Here is a 17,546-nt window from a genome sequence, read left to right as displayed (position 1 = left end):
ATGGTCGACGCAATTATTTAAGCTCAACTTCTGCTCCTGCTTCTTCCAGTGATTTTTTGATACCTTCGGCTTCGTCTTTGGATACGGCTTCCTTAACAGCTTTGGGTGCGCTGTCAACGATGTCTTTTGCATCTTTCAGACCGAGTCCGGTCAGTTCTTTTACCAATTTAACAACTGCCAGTTTGGAACCACCGGCGGCCTTCAGGATTACGTCGAATTCGGTTTGCTCTTCAGCAGCTTCACCGGCGTCTCCACCAGCAGCAGCACCTCCGGCAACCGCAACCGCAGCAGCGGCGGGCTCGATTCCGTATTCCTCTTTCAGGATATCGGCCAATTCATTTACCTCCTTAACGGTAAGGTTGACCAACTGTTCTGCGAATTCTTTTAAATCTGCCATTTTTCTATCGTTTACTTCTGTTTGAAATTTATACTTAGGTTTTAGTGCGTACTTACTCTTTTTCGGAAAGGGTCTTCAGGATTCCCGCCAGTTTGCCGCCGCCGGACTTCAGACCTGAAATCACGTTCTTGGCCGGTGACTGCAGCAGGCCGATGATATCTCCAATAACCTCTTCCTTGGACTTGATGCTTACCAGCGCGTCCAATTTGTCATCGCCGATATAGATTGCCTCCTCGATGAATGCGCCTTTGAGCAGCGGCCGGTCGGACTTCTTGCGGAAGTTCTTGATCAGCTTGGCCGGGGCGTTTCCGGTCTCGGAAAGCATCAGCGAAGTGTTCCCCTTCAGGACTTCGGGCAAATCCCCGAACTCCTTTTCAGAGGCCTCCATAGCCTTGGCGAGCAGTGTATTCTTCACTACCGCCAGCTTGATATTTGCTTTAAAGCAAGCGCGACGGAGGTCCGAGGTGGTACCGGCATCCAGGCCGGAAATATCGGCCAGGTAGATGATACCGCTCTCGCCCAGCTGGGCTTTCAGGTCCTCAATTACAGTTGCTTTTTCTTCTCTGGTCATCTTGGGTTCTTTTAGATTTGGACCACTTTCGGATCCAGTTGAACACTCGGACTCATGGTGCTGGACATGTAGATACTCTTCATGTACACCCCTTTGGCAGCCGCGGGTTTCATCTTGACCAGGGTCTCGATGAGTTCCTTGGCATTGCCAGCGATCTTGTCGGCTGAAAAGGATACCTTGCCGATTGCGGCATGGACGATCCCCGTTTTATCCACCTTGAAATCGATCTTACCGGCCTTGACCTCTGAAACCGCCTTGGCGACATCCATGGTTACCGTACCCGTCTTCGGGTTCGGCATCAGGCCACGGGGCCCCAGGATCCGCCCGAGCGGTCCGAGTTTCCCCATGACGCTGGGCATGGTGATGATGACATCCACGTCCGTCCAGCCGCCTTTGATCTTTTCGAGGTATTCATCCAGACCTACGAAGTCTGCTCCTGCTTCTTTTGCTTCCGCTTCCTTATCCGGGGTCACCAGTGCGAGCACCTTGACGTCCTTCCCGGTTCCGTGGGGGAGGGTTACAACCCCGCGGACCATCTGGTTGGCCTTCCGCGGATCCACTCCGAGGCGGACCGCCAGGTCTACCGTGGCGTCAAATTTTACGTTGGTGATTTCCTTGATAAGCTCGGAGGCTTCCTGAATAGAGTAGAGCTTGTCGCGTTCGATCTTGGCCCGAGCCTCTTTTTGCTTCTTTGTTAATTTCGCCATGTTAAAGTGCTTTTCGGATTAAAAGGGGCGTTTGCCTGCCACCTTCAGGCCCATGGAACGGGCCGTACCGGCAACCATCATCATGGCTGACTCGGTGGTGAAGGCATTCAGGTCTGCCATCTTGTCTTCTGCGATGGCGCGAATCTGATCCCAGTTCACACTCCCCGCTTTCACGCGGTTCGGTTCGCCGGATCCCTTTTTAACCTTTGCCGCTTCCATTAGCTGAACTGCCGCTGGCGGTGTCTTGACGACAAAGTCAAAGGACTTGTCGCCGTATACGGTGATAACAACAGGCAAAACCTTGCCCTGTTTGTCCTGCGTACGCGCATTGAACTGCTTGCAGAACTCCATGATGTTAACGCCGGCAGCACCTAAAGCGGGTCCAACCGGTGGCGACGGATTCGCAGCACCTCCCCTTACTTGTAGTTTAACTACTTTACTTACTTCTTTTGCCATTGTTATATTTAATTTACAGCTCCCAGCCGTTTCACCCCGGCCGGTTTAAATCCCGCCACCCGGGGGCCGCGGAACATAAAAGCGAGTTAAATTGGAAGCAACTCCACTTTTAAGCGTAACAATTATTCTCTATACCTTTTCTACCTGCATGTAGCTGAGCTCCAGAGGCGTCTTCCTTCCGAAAATCTTCACCATCACCTCGAGTTTCCGCTTTTCCTCGTTGATCTTCTCCACCGTTCCGTTGAAACCATTGAAAGGACCGTCGATTACTTTTACCGTCTCGCCCAGGACAAACGGAATCGCCACGGCATCCGTGTTGATTGCCAGCTCGTCCACCTTCCCGAGCATCCTGTTGACTTCGGATTTGCGAAGCGGCACCGGGTCTCCCCCTTTGGTTTCACCCAAAAAGCCGATCACATTGGTGATGGAGCGGATAATGTGGATCATCTCCCCGGTAAGGTTTGCCTTAACCATGATGTATCCGGGAAAATAAACGCGCTCCTTGTTGATCTTTTTTCCGTTGCGGATCTGGACCACTTTTTCGGTAGGAACCAGGACCTCTTCCAGGTTATCCCCGAAACCGTGGCGTTCCACCTCGCTCTCGATATACCCTTTGATCTTGTTTTCCTGACCGCTTACGGCGCGGACTACGTACCACTTCTTCTCCAATACTTCTGACATCCTCCTCCGCTTATCCGATTAATGCGTTAAAATACAACTGGATGAGTTTTGAAAACAGGGAATCCACACCCCAGGTCGCCAGGGCAAACAGAATGGAAAAGACCGCTACGATCACCATCAGGTTAGACGCCTCCGCCCGCGAGGGCAGGGTTACCTGGTGCCTTAATTCATGATAGGATTCCTTAAAATATGTCAACATCGCTGGTTGTATTTTATTCCTGAAGACCCGCTCCCTGCGGGACCTTCCGTTGCTCTGCACGGGAGGAGAGACTCGAACTCCCGACACCTGGTTTTGGAGACCAGTGCTCTACCAACTGAGCTACACCCGTATTTACAGTGAAAGGGATCCGTCCCGATTCGTTATCAGGACGGGACCCCTCACTGCCTTTCCTAAGCCTTTTGGGGCTTAATCCAGAATCTTGGTTACCTGGCCGGCACCGACAGTACGACCTCCTTCGCGGATGGCGAAGCGCAGCCCCACGTTCAGGGCGATCGGCTGGATCAGGTCTACAGTGATGGTCAGGTTATCCCCCGGCATCACCATTTCAACGCCGTCAGGCAGGTTGATGGTTCCGGTAACGTCCGTTGTCCGTACGTAGAACTGAGGACGGTAGTTGTTGTGGAACGGAGTGTGACGTCCACCTTCTTCTTTTTTCAGGATATAGACTTCCGCTTCGAACTTGGCGTGCGGAGTAACAGATCCCGGCTTGCAGATTACCATTCCGCGCTTGATATCTTTTTTCTCGATACCGCGCAGCAGGATACCTACGTTGTCACCGGCTTCCCCGCGGTCGAGGATCTTGCGGAACATCTCAACACCTGTAATGGTAGAGGACAGTTTTTCAGCGCCCATACCGATGATGTCAACCGCGTCTCCTGTACTGGCAACACCAGTCTCGATACGGCCTGTAGCAACAGTTCCACGTCCGGTAATGGTGAATACGTCTTCAACGGGCATCAGGAAATCCTTGTCCACATCGCGCTGGGGCAGCTCGATCCACTCGTCTACAGCCTTCATCAGCTCCATTACGGTGTCCACCCACTTTTGCTCGCCATTCAGGGCGCCCAGGGCAGAACCGGAAATAACCGGGCTGTTGTCGCCGTCGTACTCGTAGAAGGAAAGCAGCTCGCGCACTTCCATTTCAACGAGCTCCAGCAGCTCCTCGTCGTCCACCATGTCTACCTTGTTCAGGAAGACAACGATGCGCGGGATACCAACCTGGCGGCCGAGCAGGATGTGCTCGCGGGTCTGGGGCATCGGACCGTCTGTAGCAGCAACTACCAGGATAGCGCCGTCCATCTGGGCAGCACCCGTAACCATGTTCTTTACGTAATCCGCGTGACCCGGACAGTCAACGTGGGCGTAGTGACGGTTTTCGGTCTGGTATTCTACGTGAGAAGTGTTGATGGTAATACCACGTTCTTTTTCCTCGGGAGCGTTATCGATGGAGTCGAAGCTCCGAATGTCAGAGAGGCCAGCGTTTGCCAGTACGGTAGTAATGGCGGCTGTCAGCGTAGTTTTACCGTGGTCGACGTGTCCAATCGTACCGATATTCAAGTGCGGTTTGGAACGGTCAAATGTTTCCTTAGCCATTGTTAGTGATTTTAATCTTAGTTTATATTAGTGTAACTGTTCTAAACGCGTCCGGCCCGCCATCCCCAAACTCCCTGCCGGTAAACGGCAATTGGAAATCGGTTCGATCAGGGCTCCGAAAGCGGGTGATCCGGCCACCGGGGCCATATTTCTTTGAGCCAACGACGGGAATTGAACCCGTGACCTCTTCCTTACCAAGGAAACGCTCTACCCCTGAGCTACGTCGGCTGGTTGGCGCAAGGTTCAGGGGGCGACATCACCGAAAACCTTTCGGAAATCGATCGGCCCAAGCACCGCAAACGCTTGCCCAAGGTCTTGAGCGGGAGACCGGGTTCGAACCGGCGACATTCAGCTTGGAAGGCTGACGCTCTACCAACTGAGCTACTCCCGCAATAATTTAATCTCAATATGTCAATTCGCGAGGATTACCTCGCTGCGCTCGGTTCCGGTTAAACCTAAAACCATTTTTAGTAGCGTTTCGGTTGTCTCCGGATTACCGCCACCGGTTTCCCGGTGTCGGTGATCCTGGTTCGGGGAACCGGGATTGAACTCGTTCAGCGCTCTGCCTCAGGACAGGATTACCTCACTTCGTTCGGTGATCCTGGTTCGGGGAACCGGTCCGAACGTTTGCAGAACGTCCGGTGGACGTTTTGCAGTGAGGAGCCAGCTGGTGCGCTGGCCTCATCCTCTTATATCAGAACTCAATGAACGCTAATCAAAAGCGAGCTCTTGACACCCACTTTAAGAATTTCTTTGTGGGGAGAGCAGGATTCGAACCTGCGAAGGTGAAAACCAACAGATTTACAGTCTGTCCTCGTTGGCCGCTTGAGTATCTCCCCGAACCCTAGAAATTTAAGAACTTACGAGCCGATGGAGGGACTCGAACCCACGACCCCGAGATTACAAATCACGTGCTCTAGCCAGCTGAGCTACATCGGCTTAATGGGCCTTTTTTAAGCATAAAAAAGTCCGCTATTTCTAACGGACTGCAAATGTAGATAATTATTTATTTAATCAAAACTATATTTATAAAAATTTTAGGGAGGAATACGCCCTGGGTTTGCGCTTCTTTTTGACCAGTTTCCGCTCCAGGGAACTGCAGGCAGAATCGACTGCTTCCTCAAAGGATTTACACTGCTTTTTCACGACGAAGGTATCTTTGGGAACCTGCATTTTAATCTCTGCTACCTTGTTCTCCTTTTCGCTGATGTTCTCCACCTTCAGAAACACCTCGGCCCGGATGACCCGGTCGTAAAATTGTTCGAGTTTGTCGAGCCGGCGCTGGGTGAATTCCAACAGTTTACCATCGGCGTTAAAATTGACGGATTGTGTGGTCACATGCATACGCGTTGATTTTGATGGTTCTTACTTTGTTTTGTTCCTCGGGTGCGAAGTACCGTGGATCCGTTTCAGCTCGGCAATGCTATTGTGCGTATAAACCTGCGTGGAGGCCAGTGAAGAGTGTCCCAAAAGTTCCTTGACGGAATTCATATCGGCTCCCTGGTTTAGTAGATGAGTAGCGAAGGTATGCCTGAGGATGTGCGGGCTCCTTTTGGACTTCGCGGATACCATACTAAGGTATTTATTTATAATTCTATAAACAAGATTTTCATATAATTTATTGCCCCTGGAAGTGAGGAAGAGATGCGGTTCCGAACCGGATTTGAAGTGGGCGCCCCTGAGCTCCAGGTAGGCCCGGATTTCACGTACAATCCCCGGTAGGAGCGGCAGGATACGCTCCTTGTCCCGCTTCCCGGTAACCCGCAGCGTCCCCTGTTCCAGGTCTACGTCCCCGAGCTTTAATCCAATGAGTTCGGCCCGACGCATCCCCGTGGTATAGAGGAGTTCCACAACCAGTTTGTCCCGATGGGCCTCATACCCTTCCGATGGCTCCCATTCGCCCAGCAGGCCCTCCATTTCCGACTCGCTGAAGGGGATTTCCACCCGGCGCGGGGTTTTCAACGGCTTGTGGGCGGCCAGCGGGCTCGCGTCAATGCGGCCCTGCCGAAGCTGGTATTTATAATAGGATTTCAGGGAGGCTACCTTCCGGTTCACCGACCGGTTGTTCAGGCCGGATTCCATCAGGTGGATGATCCAGCTGCGGATCACGGGGTACGGCTGGTCCGCCAGGGCAAATTCCCCCTGTTCCTCCCGGCAGTATTCCGAAAATGCCTCCAGGTCGGCCAGGTAGGCCTTCACCGTATGGGCGGCATACTTCTTTTCCAGGGTCAGGTATTTGGCAAACGCCTCCAGGGACATGGATTAAAGATACGAAAGGGGCGGGTACAAAAAAACGACCCGGGCCAAATGGTCCGGGTCGCGATATTGCTTGCTGAGTGGATCCTAGTATTCTTCCTGGTCCCTCAGACTTTGGATATATTCTGCTTTGAGCACTTGCTGGCGGCGTTCTACCGAAGGCTTGGTAAACTGCTGCCGCTTCCGCAGCTGGCGCATGGTACCGGTCCGGTCGAATTTCCGCTTAAAGCGCTTGAGCGCTCGGTCGATATTTTCTCCTTCTTTTACAGGTATAATTAACATGGGCTACAACCTCCTTTCTTTTGGGATTCGGGCTGCAAATATACAGCCATTCCCCGGAAACTTCCTAGTTATTTTAAAAGATTCTTTGAGATGACCACTTTCTGTATCTCCGTAGTCCCCTCCCCGATGGTGCACAGTTTGGCATCCCGGTAGAATTTTTCCACGGGAAATTCACGAATATACCCGTATCCCCCATGGATCTGCACCGCCTCGTTAGCCACCCGCACACACACTTCCGAAGCGTACATCTTGGCCATGGCGCTCTGTTGGGTTACCGGTTTACCCGCATTTTTCAAAAACCCCGCTTTGTGGACCATCAATTCAGCCGCCTCGATTTCCGTGGCCATCTCAGCGAGTTTGAAGGAGATGCCCTGGAATGCGCTGATGGGCTTGCCGAACTGCACGCGTTCCTTGGAGTATTTCAGGGATGCCTCAAAGGCTCCTTTGGCAACTCCCAGGGAGAGTGCCCCGATGGAGATGCGGCCTCCGTCCAGGACCTTCATGGACTGGATAAAGCCTTCCCCTACCGGCCCGAGCCGGTTGCCGTCCGGGATGCGGCAATCCTCAAAAATCAATTCGGCGGTTTCACTGGCGCGCATGCCGAGCTTATCCTCTTTCTTGCCGCTGGAGAACCCCGGGGTACCCTTTTCCACCACAAAAGCCGTCATGCCCCGGCTGTCTCCTTTCTCCCCGGTCCGGGCAATGATTACCGCCACATCGCCGCTGATCCCGTGGGTGATAAAATTTTTGGCACCATTGAGAACCCAGTGGTCACCGTCCTTTTTAGCCGTGGTATTCATCCCGCCGGCGTCCGACCCTGTGTTGTGCTCGGTCAGGCCCCAGGCACCGATCCATTCGGCAGTGGCTAATTTAGGAATCCAGCGCTGCTTTTGCTCTTCGTCCCCAAAAAGCAATATATGGTTCGTGCAGAGCGAATTGTGGGCGGCCACTGACAGGCCGATACCCGGGTCCACCTTCGAGATTTCCTCGATAATGGCGATGTATTCGTGGTACCCCATCCCGGAGCCACCCAGGGCTACCGGTACCAGCACCCCCATAAATCCGTATTCCCCGGCTTTCTTGAAAACCTCCACGGGAAACGTCTGGGAAGCATCCCATTCCATTACGTGGGGACGGATGAACTGTTCCGCAAAATCCCGCGCAGATTCGGCCACCATACGCTGGGTTTCGGAATATTCAAAATTCACACTATCAGTGGATTCGGCGATCATAGCAATTCATTGTTTTTCAAGGGACAAATATAACGCTATTCTCTCAATTCGCCCGCCTGGAATACTGCCGATCTCCCGGAGCTCCTCCAGGGATTCGTAGGGACCCAGGGTATTTCGGCGGGCCACGATATCCCGGGCCATTTGCCAGTCCAGGTACACCAGTGCAGCCAGTTCCTCAACGGTGGCATCGTTGATATCTATGCGTCGTACCGGCGGGGGTTGCACCACCCGGAACTGCAGGGCGGCACGCCTGGCCACCTCCGGGGGGAGCCCGTATACGTCGTAGAGCTGCCCGGCGTGCTGGAAGCCGCCAAGGGCATCTCGGAACTTTACGATCCGGGCAGAAAGGACCGGACCAATCCCGCGGACGGCCTGCAAATCCGATGCGCTGGCCTGGTTCAGGTCCTGGAAACGGTTGGGTTTTGCCTCGTCCCGGCCCGGCGGGCGGACCCGGAGGGTGGAGGTGTCTGAATGGGGTACCCGTACTGCGGAGGCGTCCGGATGGCGTTGCCGTACCGCGAAGCTATCCGGCTTGCCGGCAATCCGGTAGAGGGCCGATGTAACCGGGGTGTCGGGGATTCGGGTAAAGGGGGTGTCGGGGACTCGGGTAAAGGTGGTGTCGGGCCCGGCGGCGACCGGAAACCCGGCACCCCACCCGGGCGCCGAGCGGCGGGCGCATTCCAGCAGCAGCATCAGGCACATGAAATAAAAAATCCCACTCCGGATGCGTTGATTGCTTCTGAAGTGGGATTCGGGTCGCCTCATCCGCCAAATGTACGGACGCGGCCTGCCCCTATTCTGCAGTCTGCTTCCGGAACAACTGGTTGCTTTTGAGTTTTGTCATGTATTCGCGCAGGTCTCCCCGTACTTCGCCGGACATGATATACAATCCGATAATGTTCGGGAAGGACATGGCCAGGATCATCATATCCGAAAAGTCGAGTACGGCCCCGAGGCTCACTGAAGCCCCGATGACCACAAACACCAGGAAAAGCGATTTGTAGACCATCTCGGATTTCTTGCTCTTCCCGAAAAGGAACGTCCAGGCGCGCATGCCGTAATAGGACCAGGAAATCATGGTGGAAAAGGCAAAGAGGAATACCGCGATGCCCAATACGTAAGGGAACCAGGAAATCTGGCTGCCAAAGGCATCGGACGTAAGCTGTGCGCCGGCCATACCTTCCACTTCGTGCATCCCGGTAAAAATCAGTACGAGCGCCGTCAGCGTACAAACCACCACCGTATCGATAAACGGTTCGAGCAGGGCTACAAAGCCCTCAGAAGGCGGGTGGTTGGTCTTGGCGGCGCTGTGCGCGATGGCTGCCGACCCCACACCGGCTTCATTGGAGAACGCCGCCCGCTGGAAGCCTACGACCAGCACACCGATGATTCCCCCTTTAAGGGCTCCCGGGTTGAAAGCGCCATCCACGATGGCGGAAAATGCCGGTCCGATATTTTGTATGTTCATAATAATGACCGCCAGGGCTGCAACCACATAGATGGTCGCCATGAGCGGGACTACCTTGCCGGTTACCTTGGCGATGCTCTTGATTCCGCCAATGATGACCACGCCCACCAGGATGGCCGTCACCACGCCAAACCAGAAGCCGTTCCCCTGCAGGACCGAGAATTGTCCGGCCAGTTGCTCAAACGACTGGTTGGCCTGGAACATATTCCCCCCGCCGAAGGAGGCGCCCACTGCCAGGACGGCGAATACCATAGCCAGCACCCGTCCAAGGCCTTTGAGATTCCTTTTTTCCAGCCCGTACCGCAGATAATTCATCGGACCCCCGAAGACCCGGCCGTCCGGGAGGATATCCCGGTACTTCACGCCCAGGGTACACTCCACGAACTTGGAGGACATCCCGAGGAGGCCGCAGATAATCATCCAGAAAGTCGCCCCCGCTCCGCCAAGGGAAACCGCTACGGCAACTCCGGCGATATTACCAAGCCCGACGGTGCCCGATACTGCGGTTGCCAGTGCCTGGAAGTGGGTGACCTGCCCGGGCGCGTTCGGGTCATCGTATTTTCCGCGCGCAAGGTCCAGGGAATGCCGGAAGCCCCGGATGTTGATAAAGCCCATGCGGATGGTGAAAAAGGTGGCCCCCAGTACGAGCCAGATCACAATAAACGGAATGCCATTGGTAATCGGGTCGCCATTCGGGTGTGCAATTACCACGGGTTCATCGTATTCCACCTGGGCCAGGTAGTGGGCCCCCTGTTCGATAATGTGCTCCGGGTTATCGGGATTGTAGATCACCTTCCCTTCGCCCACCAGGTGTTTCAGGGCACCGCTGGCGTCGGCGGTAATGGTCTGGTCCGGGCCATTGTCCCGCGCTATCACGGCAATCGGTTCACCTTTCCGGACTTTTTCCCCTTCGGCCTTCAGCCACTCTTTAAGGACGTACCGGTCGGTTACGTCTGGCGACCAGCCGGGGATGCCGATATTCTTGACGTCGGCATATACCACCGGGTCGTACAGGCCGAGAGCGGCGAACGGATCCCAGAAAAGCACGGATCCCAGGGCGTTGACCGCCGGTGTCATCGTGCCGTTGAATACTTCCGTGATCGCCTCGGTGGGGACGGTGTATTCCGCGGTTGCCGAGTTCCCCTGCGAATCCGTTACGACCACGGAGTAAGGCACGCCTTCGGTGAGCCCGGTAGACCGGTCCGAGGTAAGCGGGGTCTCCTGGTTGCTCCACCGGTAGGTGTACGGCGCCGTACCACCGGAAACGGTTACCCGGATGACCCCGTCGTTGATATTGGATGACGGGTTGTTGATGGTCCCCCGGAGTTCGAGTTCCTGGGCGGTTATCCCCAGGGATGTCATGCAGATCAGGAGGGAAAGTAAATACTTCATATTCGGTAGGGTGAGTTAGTGTGGTTTGAATTTTTCGGACCGCGGCAATATCCTAAAAATTAGGATGCCGTCCAAATATTATCCCCGGGGTTCAGCCGATGTGAAACATCTCGTTGAGCTTGCGGATCTGTTCCGGACGGCCCAATACGATGACCTTGCTCTTGGGTTGCAAGGGGAGGTCCGCTTCCGGGTTGATGATATAGTTGCCATCGGGTTCGATATACCCGATAATCGTACATCCCGTTTTCCGCCTGAGGTCCAAATCGCGAAGCGTATTGCATTCCACCTGGTTGCGAAAATCCTCAATCCCGACTTCTTCCAGGTTTGTCGTGTGCTCGCCTTCCATGGAAAGCTGGTCCATGAAGGTAATCAGGTCCGGCAGCACCACCAGGGATGCCATGTGATCTCCGCCGATCTTGTCCGGCATGATCACCTTGTCAGCGCCTGCCAGTTGCAGTTTTTTGACCGAGGAAATCTGCGAGGCGCGGCTGATGATGGTGAGGTCCGGGTTCAACTGGCGGGCCGAAAGGACCACAAACAGGTTGGCCGCGTCGTCCGGGAGGGTGGTAATCAGGTACCGGGCGCGTTCCACCCCGGCCTCCTGCAGCACCTCGTCCTCGTTGGCATCCCCTTCCTGGAACAGGATGTCGTCCGTTTCGTACTTCTCGATAATGGTTGGATCCCGCTCCACTACGACAAAGGGCTGTTTGTAATTCTGCAGCCGCTGCGCGGCCTGGGAGCCGTTCCGTCCGTACCCGCAGATGATCACATGGCGCTCAAGTGCATCGATTCGCTGTTTCACTTTTTTCTTCTTTAGGATTTGAAGGGAATTTCTCCCGAGGATATACTCGGTAATCACAGAGATCGCAAAGGCAAAGATAAAGACGCTCGATACGATCAGGATAACCGTAAAGAGTCGTGCCTCCGTATCCAGCGGGCGCACCTCCTGAAAGCCCACCGTGGTCACGGTGATGATGGTCATGTACAGGGACTCGCTCCAATTGAACCCGGCGACGTAACGATACCCGAACAGCCCGAATAGCAGCACGAGGAGCATCAGCGTCAGCGCCAGGTAAATCTTGGACCGGAAGAGCTTCAGCATAGTCAGAGGTCAAATACGGAGGTTCGTTTGGTGTACACCAGATCCTTGATCCTCAGCCAGAATGCGAGGAAGAGATAGAGGGCAAATCCAAAGCCCAGCGTAACAAACGTCAGGTAAATAAAGGAGGTCCGGACCACCCGGGTACGGATGCCCAGGCGCTCGGCTATGCGGCGGCAGACTTCAAATCCCCGCTTTTGGAAATAATACAGTGCCGTGTAAAAAAGGTTCACATGCTAAAAATAGCACATTCCGAACAATTATTCGGTTACCTCCCCGTCCCACTCGAGCATCCCCCCTACCAGGTTGTAGGTACGCTCAAAGCCCTTGCTTTGCATCAGGGAGCAGGCCTGGCCGCTGCGGTTCCCGGAACGGCAGTACACGTAATAACTTTTGGATTTATCCAGTTTTTCCACTTCGTCCAGGAACCCCTGTCCGCGGTATATATCGATCTGGATGGCCCCGGGGATGTACCCCTCCTCCATCTCTTCGTCGGTCCGGACATCCAGGATGACGGCATCCGGGTCGGATTCCAGTTGTTCCCTCCAGTCTTCTTGGGTAAGGTCTGCCATACGGTGTTTTCTGTTTTTGGAGTCGCGCATTCCAGAAAACCGGGGCGCGCGAATTCCCGGCAAAAATACGGATTTTGGACCAAATGCCCGCCGGGTCGCCCGAAACTGCCTCCGGGCCCCGTGCGGCTACCTCAACTATTCTCAGGCCTTGATGCTGCACCCGATTGCCCGGGTGGTTTCAGTTGGCACGGGTTGTCCGTTGAGCAGGGCGTCCACGGCAGCTTCCACGTAGGGCGTTTCCACGGCCGAGGCATCCCGGTAATTGTCGTCGACGGCTCCGATATAGCGTACAATATGGTCGGAACCGCTGCGCTCCAGCAAAAAGACGTGGGGGGTGCGGGTGGCCCCGTAAAGCGGGTAGATTTCCTGTTCCTCGTCGAGCAGGTAGGGAAAGGAGAAGCCTTTTTCCTTTGCCCGCAGGGCCATCTTTTCAAAGCTGTCCCCGGGTTGTATCTCCGGGTTATTCGGGTTGATGGCAATCACGGGGAAACCCCGGTTCGCATACTTCGCATTCAACGCCTCGATCCGATCCTCGTAGGCCTGGGCATACGGGCAGGTGTTGCAAGTGAACACAACGATAAAGCCCTTAGCCTCCGGGTAATCGCTGAGGCTGACGCGATCGCCGCCAACGGCGGGCAGTTCAAAATCCGTGGCCTTGTCCCCTACGGAATATCCCTGTGATAATACTGCCTGGAGCGGAAAGAGGAGCAAGCCAAATAAAACGAGAAGGTGTTGCAGTGTTTTCATGCTATTTGATTTAATCGTTTAAAAAAGATTGAACGACCGACTCGAGTTGTGGGCCGTCAAATGTTTGTTCGTAGAATTCGCGGCGGTTTGCGGAATAGATCAGGGTGGCCGGGATGGCGCCGGACCATTCCTGAGAAACCCGGGGGATCCAGTCGTTTTGCCGGGGGTCGTCCAGGACCACCACCGGGCTTTCGATTCCCCGTTTTTCAATAAAGGCCGGCAGGCGCTTTTCCCACATGGAAGGCATATCCAGGCTCACCAGGGTAACCTCCACGCCCCGGTCGGCATATTCCCGGCGGATTTTTTCAAAAAAGGGAAGTTCCGCAATACAGGGGGCACACCAGGTGGCCCAGAAATTGATGATCCGGACCTGGGTGCCTTCCTGATGGAATAACGGCTCCAACTCCTCAAAGGCCAGCACGGGAATCGGTCCGGATACCGTTTCTACAGTTGTCTTGGGGGATCCTGTCAACCAGCTGAAATCTCCCTGTTGGGCATACAGCCTACCTGTAAGTAACATGAGTATCAGCAGAGGCAATAAACGCAGATGTACCATACCGAATTTGATTCCCTTAAAATTAACCACAGGGTCTCCCCCCTATGGAACGTTTAACAAAATTTTAGCTTGCCGCAGGTTGGAGTCCTTTGATTTATGTTATATATTTGTATATACAAATGTTGTAGTGACATGAATGTAGAAGCAATTATCAAAACGGCTACCCTTCCGCCCCGGCGGCGCACCATGATCCACCTGATGCTCGTGAACAACCGGATTGGCGAGGCCATGGCACAGACATTGAAACCGTTCGGCCTGTCCATGCAGCAATTCAACGTACTGCGAATCCTGCGGGGTCAAAAGGGGCAGCCGGCCAATATGCGCACACTCAATGAGCGGATGGTTTCCAAGATGAGCAATACCACCCGTTTGGTCGATAAATTAATCGCCAAAGGCCTGGTAAGGCGCAATGTCTGCCCGGAAAACCGACGCAAGGTGGAAATATTCCTGACCGATACGGGGAAGGAACAGCTGGAGGACATGTCCGCAGCTGTAGACGCCCAGGAGCACGCGCTGATGGAGAACTTCTCGGATGATGATCTGCGCCGTTTAAATGAATTGTTGGACTTAATAAAATAAAACCATGCAAACCAGCACACAGACAGAAATAGAAACTTATCTCGATTCGCTGAACTGGCGTTATGCCACCAAGGAATTCGACCGGGATGCAAAACTCCCGGAACCCGTCCTGGAAGGATTGCTGGAGGCGGTTCGCCTCAGCGCTTCCTCCTATGGGTTGCAACCCTATGAAATTCAGGTAGTCTCCGATCCGGAAGTCCGTCAAAAATTGCGCGCCGCCGGCTGGGACCAGTCACAGATTACGGATGCTTCCCATCTTCTGGTCTTTACATACAAAACGGATTTCGGCCCGGAACTGGTAGAAAGCTATATCGACCGGGTATCAGAAACCCGGGGTGTCGAAAAGGCCAAACTAAATGGCTACTCAGACTTTATGAAGTCGAAACTCATGGACCTGCCCCGGGAACAAAAATCCAACTGGACGGCCCGTCAGGCGTACATCGCCGTGGGCAACCTGCTTTCAGCTGCAGCTGTGGCCCAGGTAGACGCCTGCCCCATGGAAGGCTTTGACCCGGTTAAGGTGGACGAAATCCTGGACCTTGGTTCGCGCAACCTGAGCGCCGCAGCCCTGGTGGCCCTGGGCTACCGGTCCGAATCGGACGCTACCCAGCATCAGAACAAGGTTAGGCGTACCCGACAAGAACTTTTTACACACATTTAATCAATTTATTAACAACTATTTATTATCTCAAAAACAGAAACAACACCATGAAAAAGAACCTTTTTGCCCTGACCCTGGCTGTGGTTACCACTACAGCTACATTAGCCACAGAACCCGCAGCCGACGAGACCAAAACCGTCGATGCAAAGGCGAGCACCGTTACCTGGAAAGCCTACAAGGTAACCGGTTCCCACACCGGGACCGTTGCCCTGAAGTCCGGTTCCCTCATTTTTGACGGGGACAAGCTTACCGGAGGCGAATTCCAGGTAGACATGACCACGCTGACTGCAACGGACCTCGAGGGGGAATACCGGGATAAGCTCGTCGGGCACCTGAAGTCCGATGATTTCTTCTCAACGGAGAAATACAACACCTCAAAACTGGTTTTCACCCAGGTAAAATCTACCGGGAAAAATTCCTATGAGGTAACCGGGAACCTCACCATCAAGGGCATCACCAACCCCGTGACCTTTGACCTGTCCGTCTACGGAAGCAAGGCTACTGCCAATGTAAAGGTAGACCGGGCGGCGTATGATATCCGCTACGGATCCGGCAGTTTCTTCGACAACCTGGGCGACAAGACCATTTACGACGAGTTCGACCTGGTCGTCGACCTGGAATTCGCAACAGCGAGCTAATCTGTAGGACGAGCACATGCAGTTTAAAATAACTGACTGTTAAACGCCGGGGTCCGCTCCGGCGTTTTTTTTGAAACGGGGTTTGCCAATACCGAATTCCTTTCTATATTTGACTCCGATGAAAACATTGATTACAACAAACTGGTGGTGGGTTTCTGATCGCGGAACGTCGTGACCTGAGCCCCCCTGTGTTTGTCCACCATACCTAAGGCTTGTCTGTCACGACAGGCCTTTTTTAATTTTTGTCAACAAGCTCAATATGGCATACGAACTGCATACACACCACAAGAAAATCCTCGCGGACACCCTGACGCCGGTGAGCGTCTACCTGAAGGTACGCGACCGGTTCCCGGGCAGCCTCCTGCTGGAGAGCAGCGACTACCACGCCAACGACAATTCGTTTTCCTATATCTGCTGCAACCCGATTGCCTCCATCCGGGTACAGCACGAGACGATCTTCCTGGAATACCCGGACGGGAAACGCGAACAGCGCCCCGTGGGCCCGGATACGGATATCCCGATGGAAATACATGCATTTGCGGCCCGCTTCCGGGCGGAGTCTTCAAATTTCAAGTTTATCAACAACGGGTTGTTCGGCTACATGGCCTATGACGCCGTCCGCTATTTTGAGGATATTTCCATTGGCAGGAAACCGGATTCCCCGGATATCCCCGATATCTACTACGCGGTTTACCGGAACATCATCGCCTTTGACCACTTCAAAAACGAAGCCTACCTGTTTGCCCATTCCCGCGACGGGAAAAACAATATACCCGAATTGGAACAGCTACTGGCCGTACAGACCTTTGCTTCGTACTCCTTCCGCAAGGAAGGCGAACGGCAAACAAACCTGGAGGACGCCGAATACCTGGAGCAGGTGGAACTCGCCCGCAAGCACTGCGGCCGGGGAGACGTATTCCAGCTGGTCCTCTCCCGGCGTTTCGCCCAGGGTTTCAAGGGGGATGAATTCAACGTGTACCGGGCCCTGAGGTCCATCAATCCCTCCCCCTACCTGTTCTACTTTGACTACGGGAGTTTCAAGATATTCGGCAGTTCCCCGGAAGCCCAGCTGGTCGTAGGGGATGGCAAGGCGGAAATCCACCCGATCGCCGGGACGTTCAAACGCACCGGGAACGACGAGGAAGATGCCCAATTGGCCCGGGAGCTCGCGGCCGACGACAAGGAGAACAGCGAACACGTCATGCTCGTGGACCTCGCCCGGAACGACCTGAGCCGCAACGGGAATACCGTGCAGGTGGAAACCTACCGGGAAGTCCAGTATTTCTCCCATGTCATCCACCTGGTTTCCAAGGTTACCGGGCGCAAGAAACCGGAAATCCCGACGATGAAGGTGGTTGCCGACACCTTCCCGGCAGGGACGCTCAGCGGCGCGCCCAAGCACCGGGCGATGCAGTTGATTGAACAGTACGAAAAAACAAGCCGGACCTATTACGGGGGGGCCATCGGATTCATGGCCTTTGACGGCGATTTTAACCACGCCATCATGATCCGGACCTTCCTGAGCCGGAACCACACGCTGTATTTCCAGGCCGGGGCCGGGCTGGTCGCGGCCTCGGACCCGGAGGCGGAACTCCAGGAGACCTACAACAAACTCGGGGCCCTGAACCAGGCACTCGAAATCGCCGAAAACCTCTGAT

The 17,546-nt window shown here is 54.4% G+C and carries 22 protein-coding genes and 5 tRNA genes; 4 read left to right on the top strand and 23 right to left on the bottom strand.

Going from position 1 to position 17,546, the window contains the following annotated elements; all coding sequences use genetic code 11:
• Positions 1-13 precede the first annotated feature (13 nt).
• The 23 genes from rplL to AC3DKS_RS07645 form a co-directional block, all read right to left on the bottom strand.
• Positions 14-397, bottom strand: a complete 384-nt coding sequence (rplL, locus tag AC3DKS_RS07755) for a 50S ribosomal protein L7/L12 (protein WP_015755612.1) — start codon at positions 395-397, stop codon at positions 14-16.
• A gap of 52 nt (positions 398-449) precedes the next feature.
• Positions 450-968, bottom strand: coding sequence for a 50S ribosomal protein L10 (gene rplJ, locus AC3DKS_RS07750; RefSeq protein ID WP_015755613.1), 519 nt, complete (start codon positions 966-968; stop codon positions 450-452).
• An 11-nt stretch (positions 969-979) separates the two neighbouring features.
• Entirely contained in the window at positions 980-1,675 is a 696-nt protein-coding gene (gene rplA / locus AC3DKS_RS07745) for a 50S ribosomal protein L1 (RefSeq protein WP_015755614.1), read from the bottom strand.
• Between the two features lie 18 nt (positions 1,676-1,693).
• Positions 1,694-2,131, bottom strand: a complete 438-nt coding sequence (rplK, locus tag AC3DKS_RS07740) for a 50S ribosomal protein L11 (protein WP_015755615.1) — start codon at positions 2,129-2,131, stop codon at positions 1,694-1,696.
• Between the two features lie 129 nt (positions 2,132-2,260).
• The gene (nusG, locus tag AC3DKS_RS07735) at positions 2,261-2,812 is read right to left on the bottom strand and encodes a transcription termination/antitermination protein NusG (protein ID WP_015755616.1); all 552 of its coding nucleotides are present in this window, start codon (positions 2,810-2,812) and stop codon (positions 2,261-2,263) included.
• Between the two features lie 10 nt (positions 2,813-2,822).
• A complete protein-coding gene (secE, locus tag AC3DKS_RS07730) occupies positions 2,823-3,011 on the bottom strand; it encodes a preprotein translocase subunit SecE (protein WP_015755617.1) in 189 nt (62 codons plus the stop codon).
• 57 nt (positions 3,012-3,068) lie between these two features.
• Positions 3,069-3,141 (bottom strand) — tRNA-Trp (locus tag AC3DKS_RS07725).
• 77 nt (positions 3,142-3,218) lie between these two features.
• Positions 3,219-4,406 (bottom strand): elongation factor Tu, encoded by a 1,188-nt coding sequence (tuf, locus tag AC3DKS_RS07720; protein ID WP_015755618.1) that lies wholly within the window; start codon positions 4,404-4,406, stop codon positions 3,219-3,221.
• 156 nt (positions 4,407-4,562) lie between these two features.
• Positions 4,563-4,634, bottom strand: a tRNA-Thr gene (locus tag AC3DKS_RS07715).
• A gap of 90 nt (positions 4,635-4,724) precedes the next feature.
• Positions 4,725-4,797 (bottom strand) — tRNA-Gly (locus AC3DKS_RS07710).
• Positions 4,798-5,162: 365 nt separating this feature from the next.
• Positions 5,163-5,245: transfer RNA gene (locus AC3DKS_RS07705), tRNA-Tyr, on the bottom strand.
• A 26-nt stretch (positions 5,246-5,271) separates the two neighbouring features.
• A tRNA-Thr gene (locus AC3DKS_RS07700) sits at positions 5,272-5,345 on the bottom strand.
• An 87-nt stretch (positions 5,346-5,432) separates the two neighbouring features.
• A complete protein-coding gene (gene hpf, locus AC3DKS_RS07695) occupies positions 5,433-5,750 on the bottom strand; it encodes a ribosome hibernation-promoting factor, HPF/YfiA family (RefSeq protein WP_041327308.1) in 318 nt (105 codons plus the stop codon).
• Positions 5,751-5,771: 21 nt separating this feature from the next.
• Complete coding sequence (locus AC3DKS_RS07690; protein WP_272607448.1) at positions 5,772-6,665, bottom strand: tyrosine-type recombinase/integrase; 894 nt, start codon at positions 6,663-6,665, stop codon at positions 5,772-5,774.
• 84 nt (positions 6,666-6,749) lie between these two features.
• Positions 6,750-6,944, bottom strand: coding sequence for a 30S ribosomal protein S21 (gene rpsU / locus AC3DKS_RS07685; RefSeq protein WP_015755621.1), 195 nt, complete (start codon positions 6,942-6,944; stop codon positions 6,750-6,752).
• Positions 6,945-7,012: 68 nt separating this feature from the next.
• Positions 7,013-8,152: an acyl-CoA dehydrogenase family protein gene (locus AC3DKS_RS07680; protein WP_041327912.1), complete on the bottom strand. Its 1,140-nt coding sequence runs from the start codon at positions 8,150-8,152 to the stop codon at positions 7,013-7,015.
• 30 nt (positions 8,153-8,182) lie between these two features.
• The gene (locus tag AC3DKS_RS07675) at positions 8,183-8,941 is read right to left on the bottom strand and encodes a ComEA family DNA-binding protein (protein ID WP_272607449.1); all 759 of its coding nucleotides are present in this window, start codon (positions 8,939-8,941) and stop codon (positions 8,183-8,185) included.
• Between the two features lie 28 nt (positions 8,942-8,969).
• Entirely contained in the window at positions 8,970-11,036 is a 2,067-nt protein-coding gene (locus tag AC3DKS_RS07670) for an amino acid carrier protein (protein ID WP_272607450.1), read from the bottom strand.
• Between the two features lie 91 nt (positions 11,037-11,127).
• Positions 11,128-12,138 (bottom strand): potassium channel family protein, encoded by a 1,011-nt coding sequence (locus AC3DKS_RS07665; protein ID WP_015755625.1) that lies wholly within the window; start codon positions 12,136-12,138, stop codon positions 11,128-11,130.
• A 2-nt stretch (positions 12,139-12,140) separates the two neighbouring features.
• Positions 12,141-12,368: a PspC domain-containing protein gene (locus AC3DKS_RS07660; RefSeq protein ID WP_015755626.1), complete on the bottom strand. Its 228-nt coding sequence runs from the start codon at positions 12,366-12,368 to the stop codon at positions 12,141-12,143.
• A gap of 27 nt (positions 12,369-12,395) precedes the next feature.
• On the bottom strand, positions 12,396-12,707 hold the full coding sequence (locus AC3DKS_RS07655) for a rhodanese-like domain-containing protein (protein ID WP_041327914.1): 312 nt from the start codon (positions 12,705-12,707) through the stop codon (positions 12,396-12,398).
• A gap of 141 nt (positions 12,708-12,848) precedes the next feature.
• Positions 12,849-13,454 carry a thioredoxin family protein gene (locus AC3DKS_RS07650; RefSeq protein ID WP_272607452.1) on the bottom strand — a complete coding sequence of 202 codons (606 nt, stop codon included), beginning with the start codon at positions 13,452-13,454 and terminating at the stop codon, positions 12,849-12,851.
• Between the two features lie 10 nt (positions 13,455-13,464).
• Positions 13,465-14,010 (bottom strand): TlpA family protein disulfide reductase, encoded by a 546-nt coding sequence (locus AC3DKS_RS07645; protein WP_272607453.1) that lies wholly within the window; start codon positions 14,008-14,010, stop codon positions 13,465-13,467.
• A gap of 132 nt (positions 14,011-14,142) precedes the next feature.
• Between AC3DKS_RS07645 and AC3DKS_RS07640 the strand changes: the two genes are divergently transcribed.
• From AC3DKS_RS07640 to AC3DKS_RS07625, 4 genes are all read left to right on the top strand, one after another.
• Positions 14,143-14,589, top strand: a complete 447-nt coding sequence (locus AC3DKS_RS07640; RefSeq protein ID WP_015755630.1) for a MarR family winged helix-turn-helix transcriptional regulator — start codon at positions 14,143-14,145, stop codon at positions 14,587-14,589.
• A 4-nt stretch (positions 14,590-14,593) separates the two neighbouring features.
• Positions 14,594-15,250 (top strand): NAD(P)H-dependent oxidoreductase, encoded by a 657-nt coding sequence (locus AC3DKS_RS07635; protein ID WP_015755631.1) that lies wholly within the window; start codon positions 14,594-14,596, stop codon positions 15,248-15,250.
• 47 nt (positions 15,251-15,297) lie between these two features.
• Entirely contained in the window at positions 15,298-15,888 is a 591-nt protein-coding gene (locus AC3DKS_RS07630; RefSeq protein WP_015755632.1) for a YceI family protein, read from the top strand.
• Positions 15,889-16,147: 259 nt separating this feature from the next.
• Entirely contained in the window at positions 16,148-17,545 is a 1,398-nt protein-coding gene (locus AC3DKS_RS07625; RefSeq protein ID WP_272607455.1) for an anthranilate synthase component I family protein, read from the top strand.
• The last annotated feature ends 1 nt before the right edge of the window (position 17,546 follow it).

It is taken from the genome of Robiginitalea sp. (genome assembly GCF_982776155.1).
The sequence above is the reverse complement of the archived record's forward strand: the minus strand, read 5'-3'. Positions and strand labels throughout refer to the sequence as shown.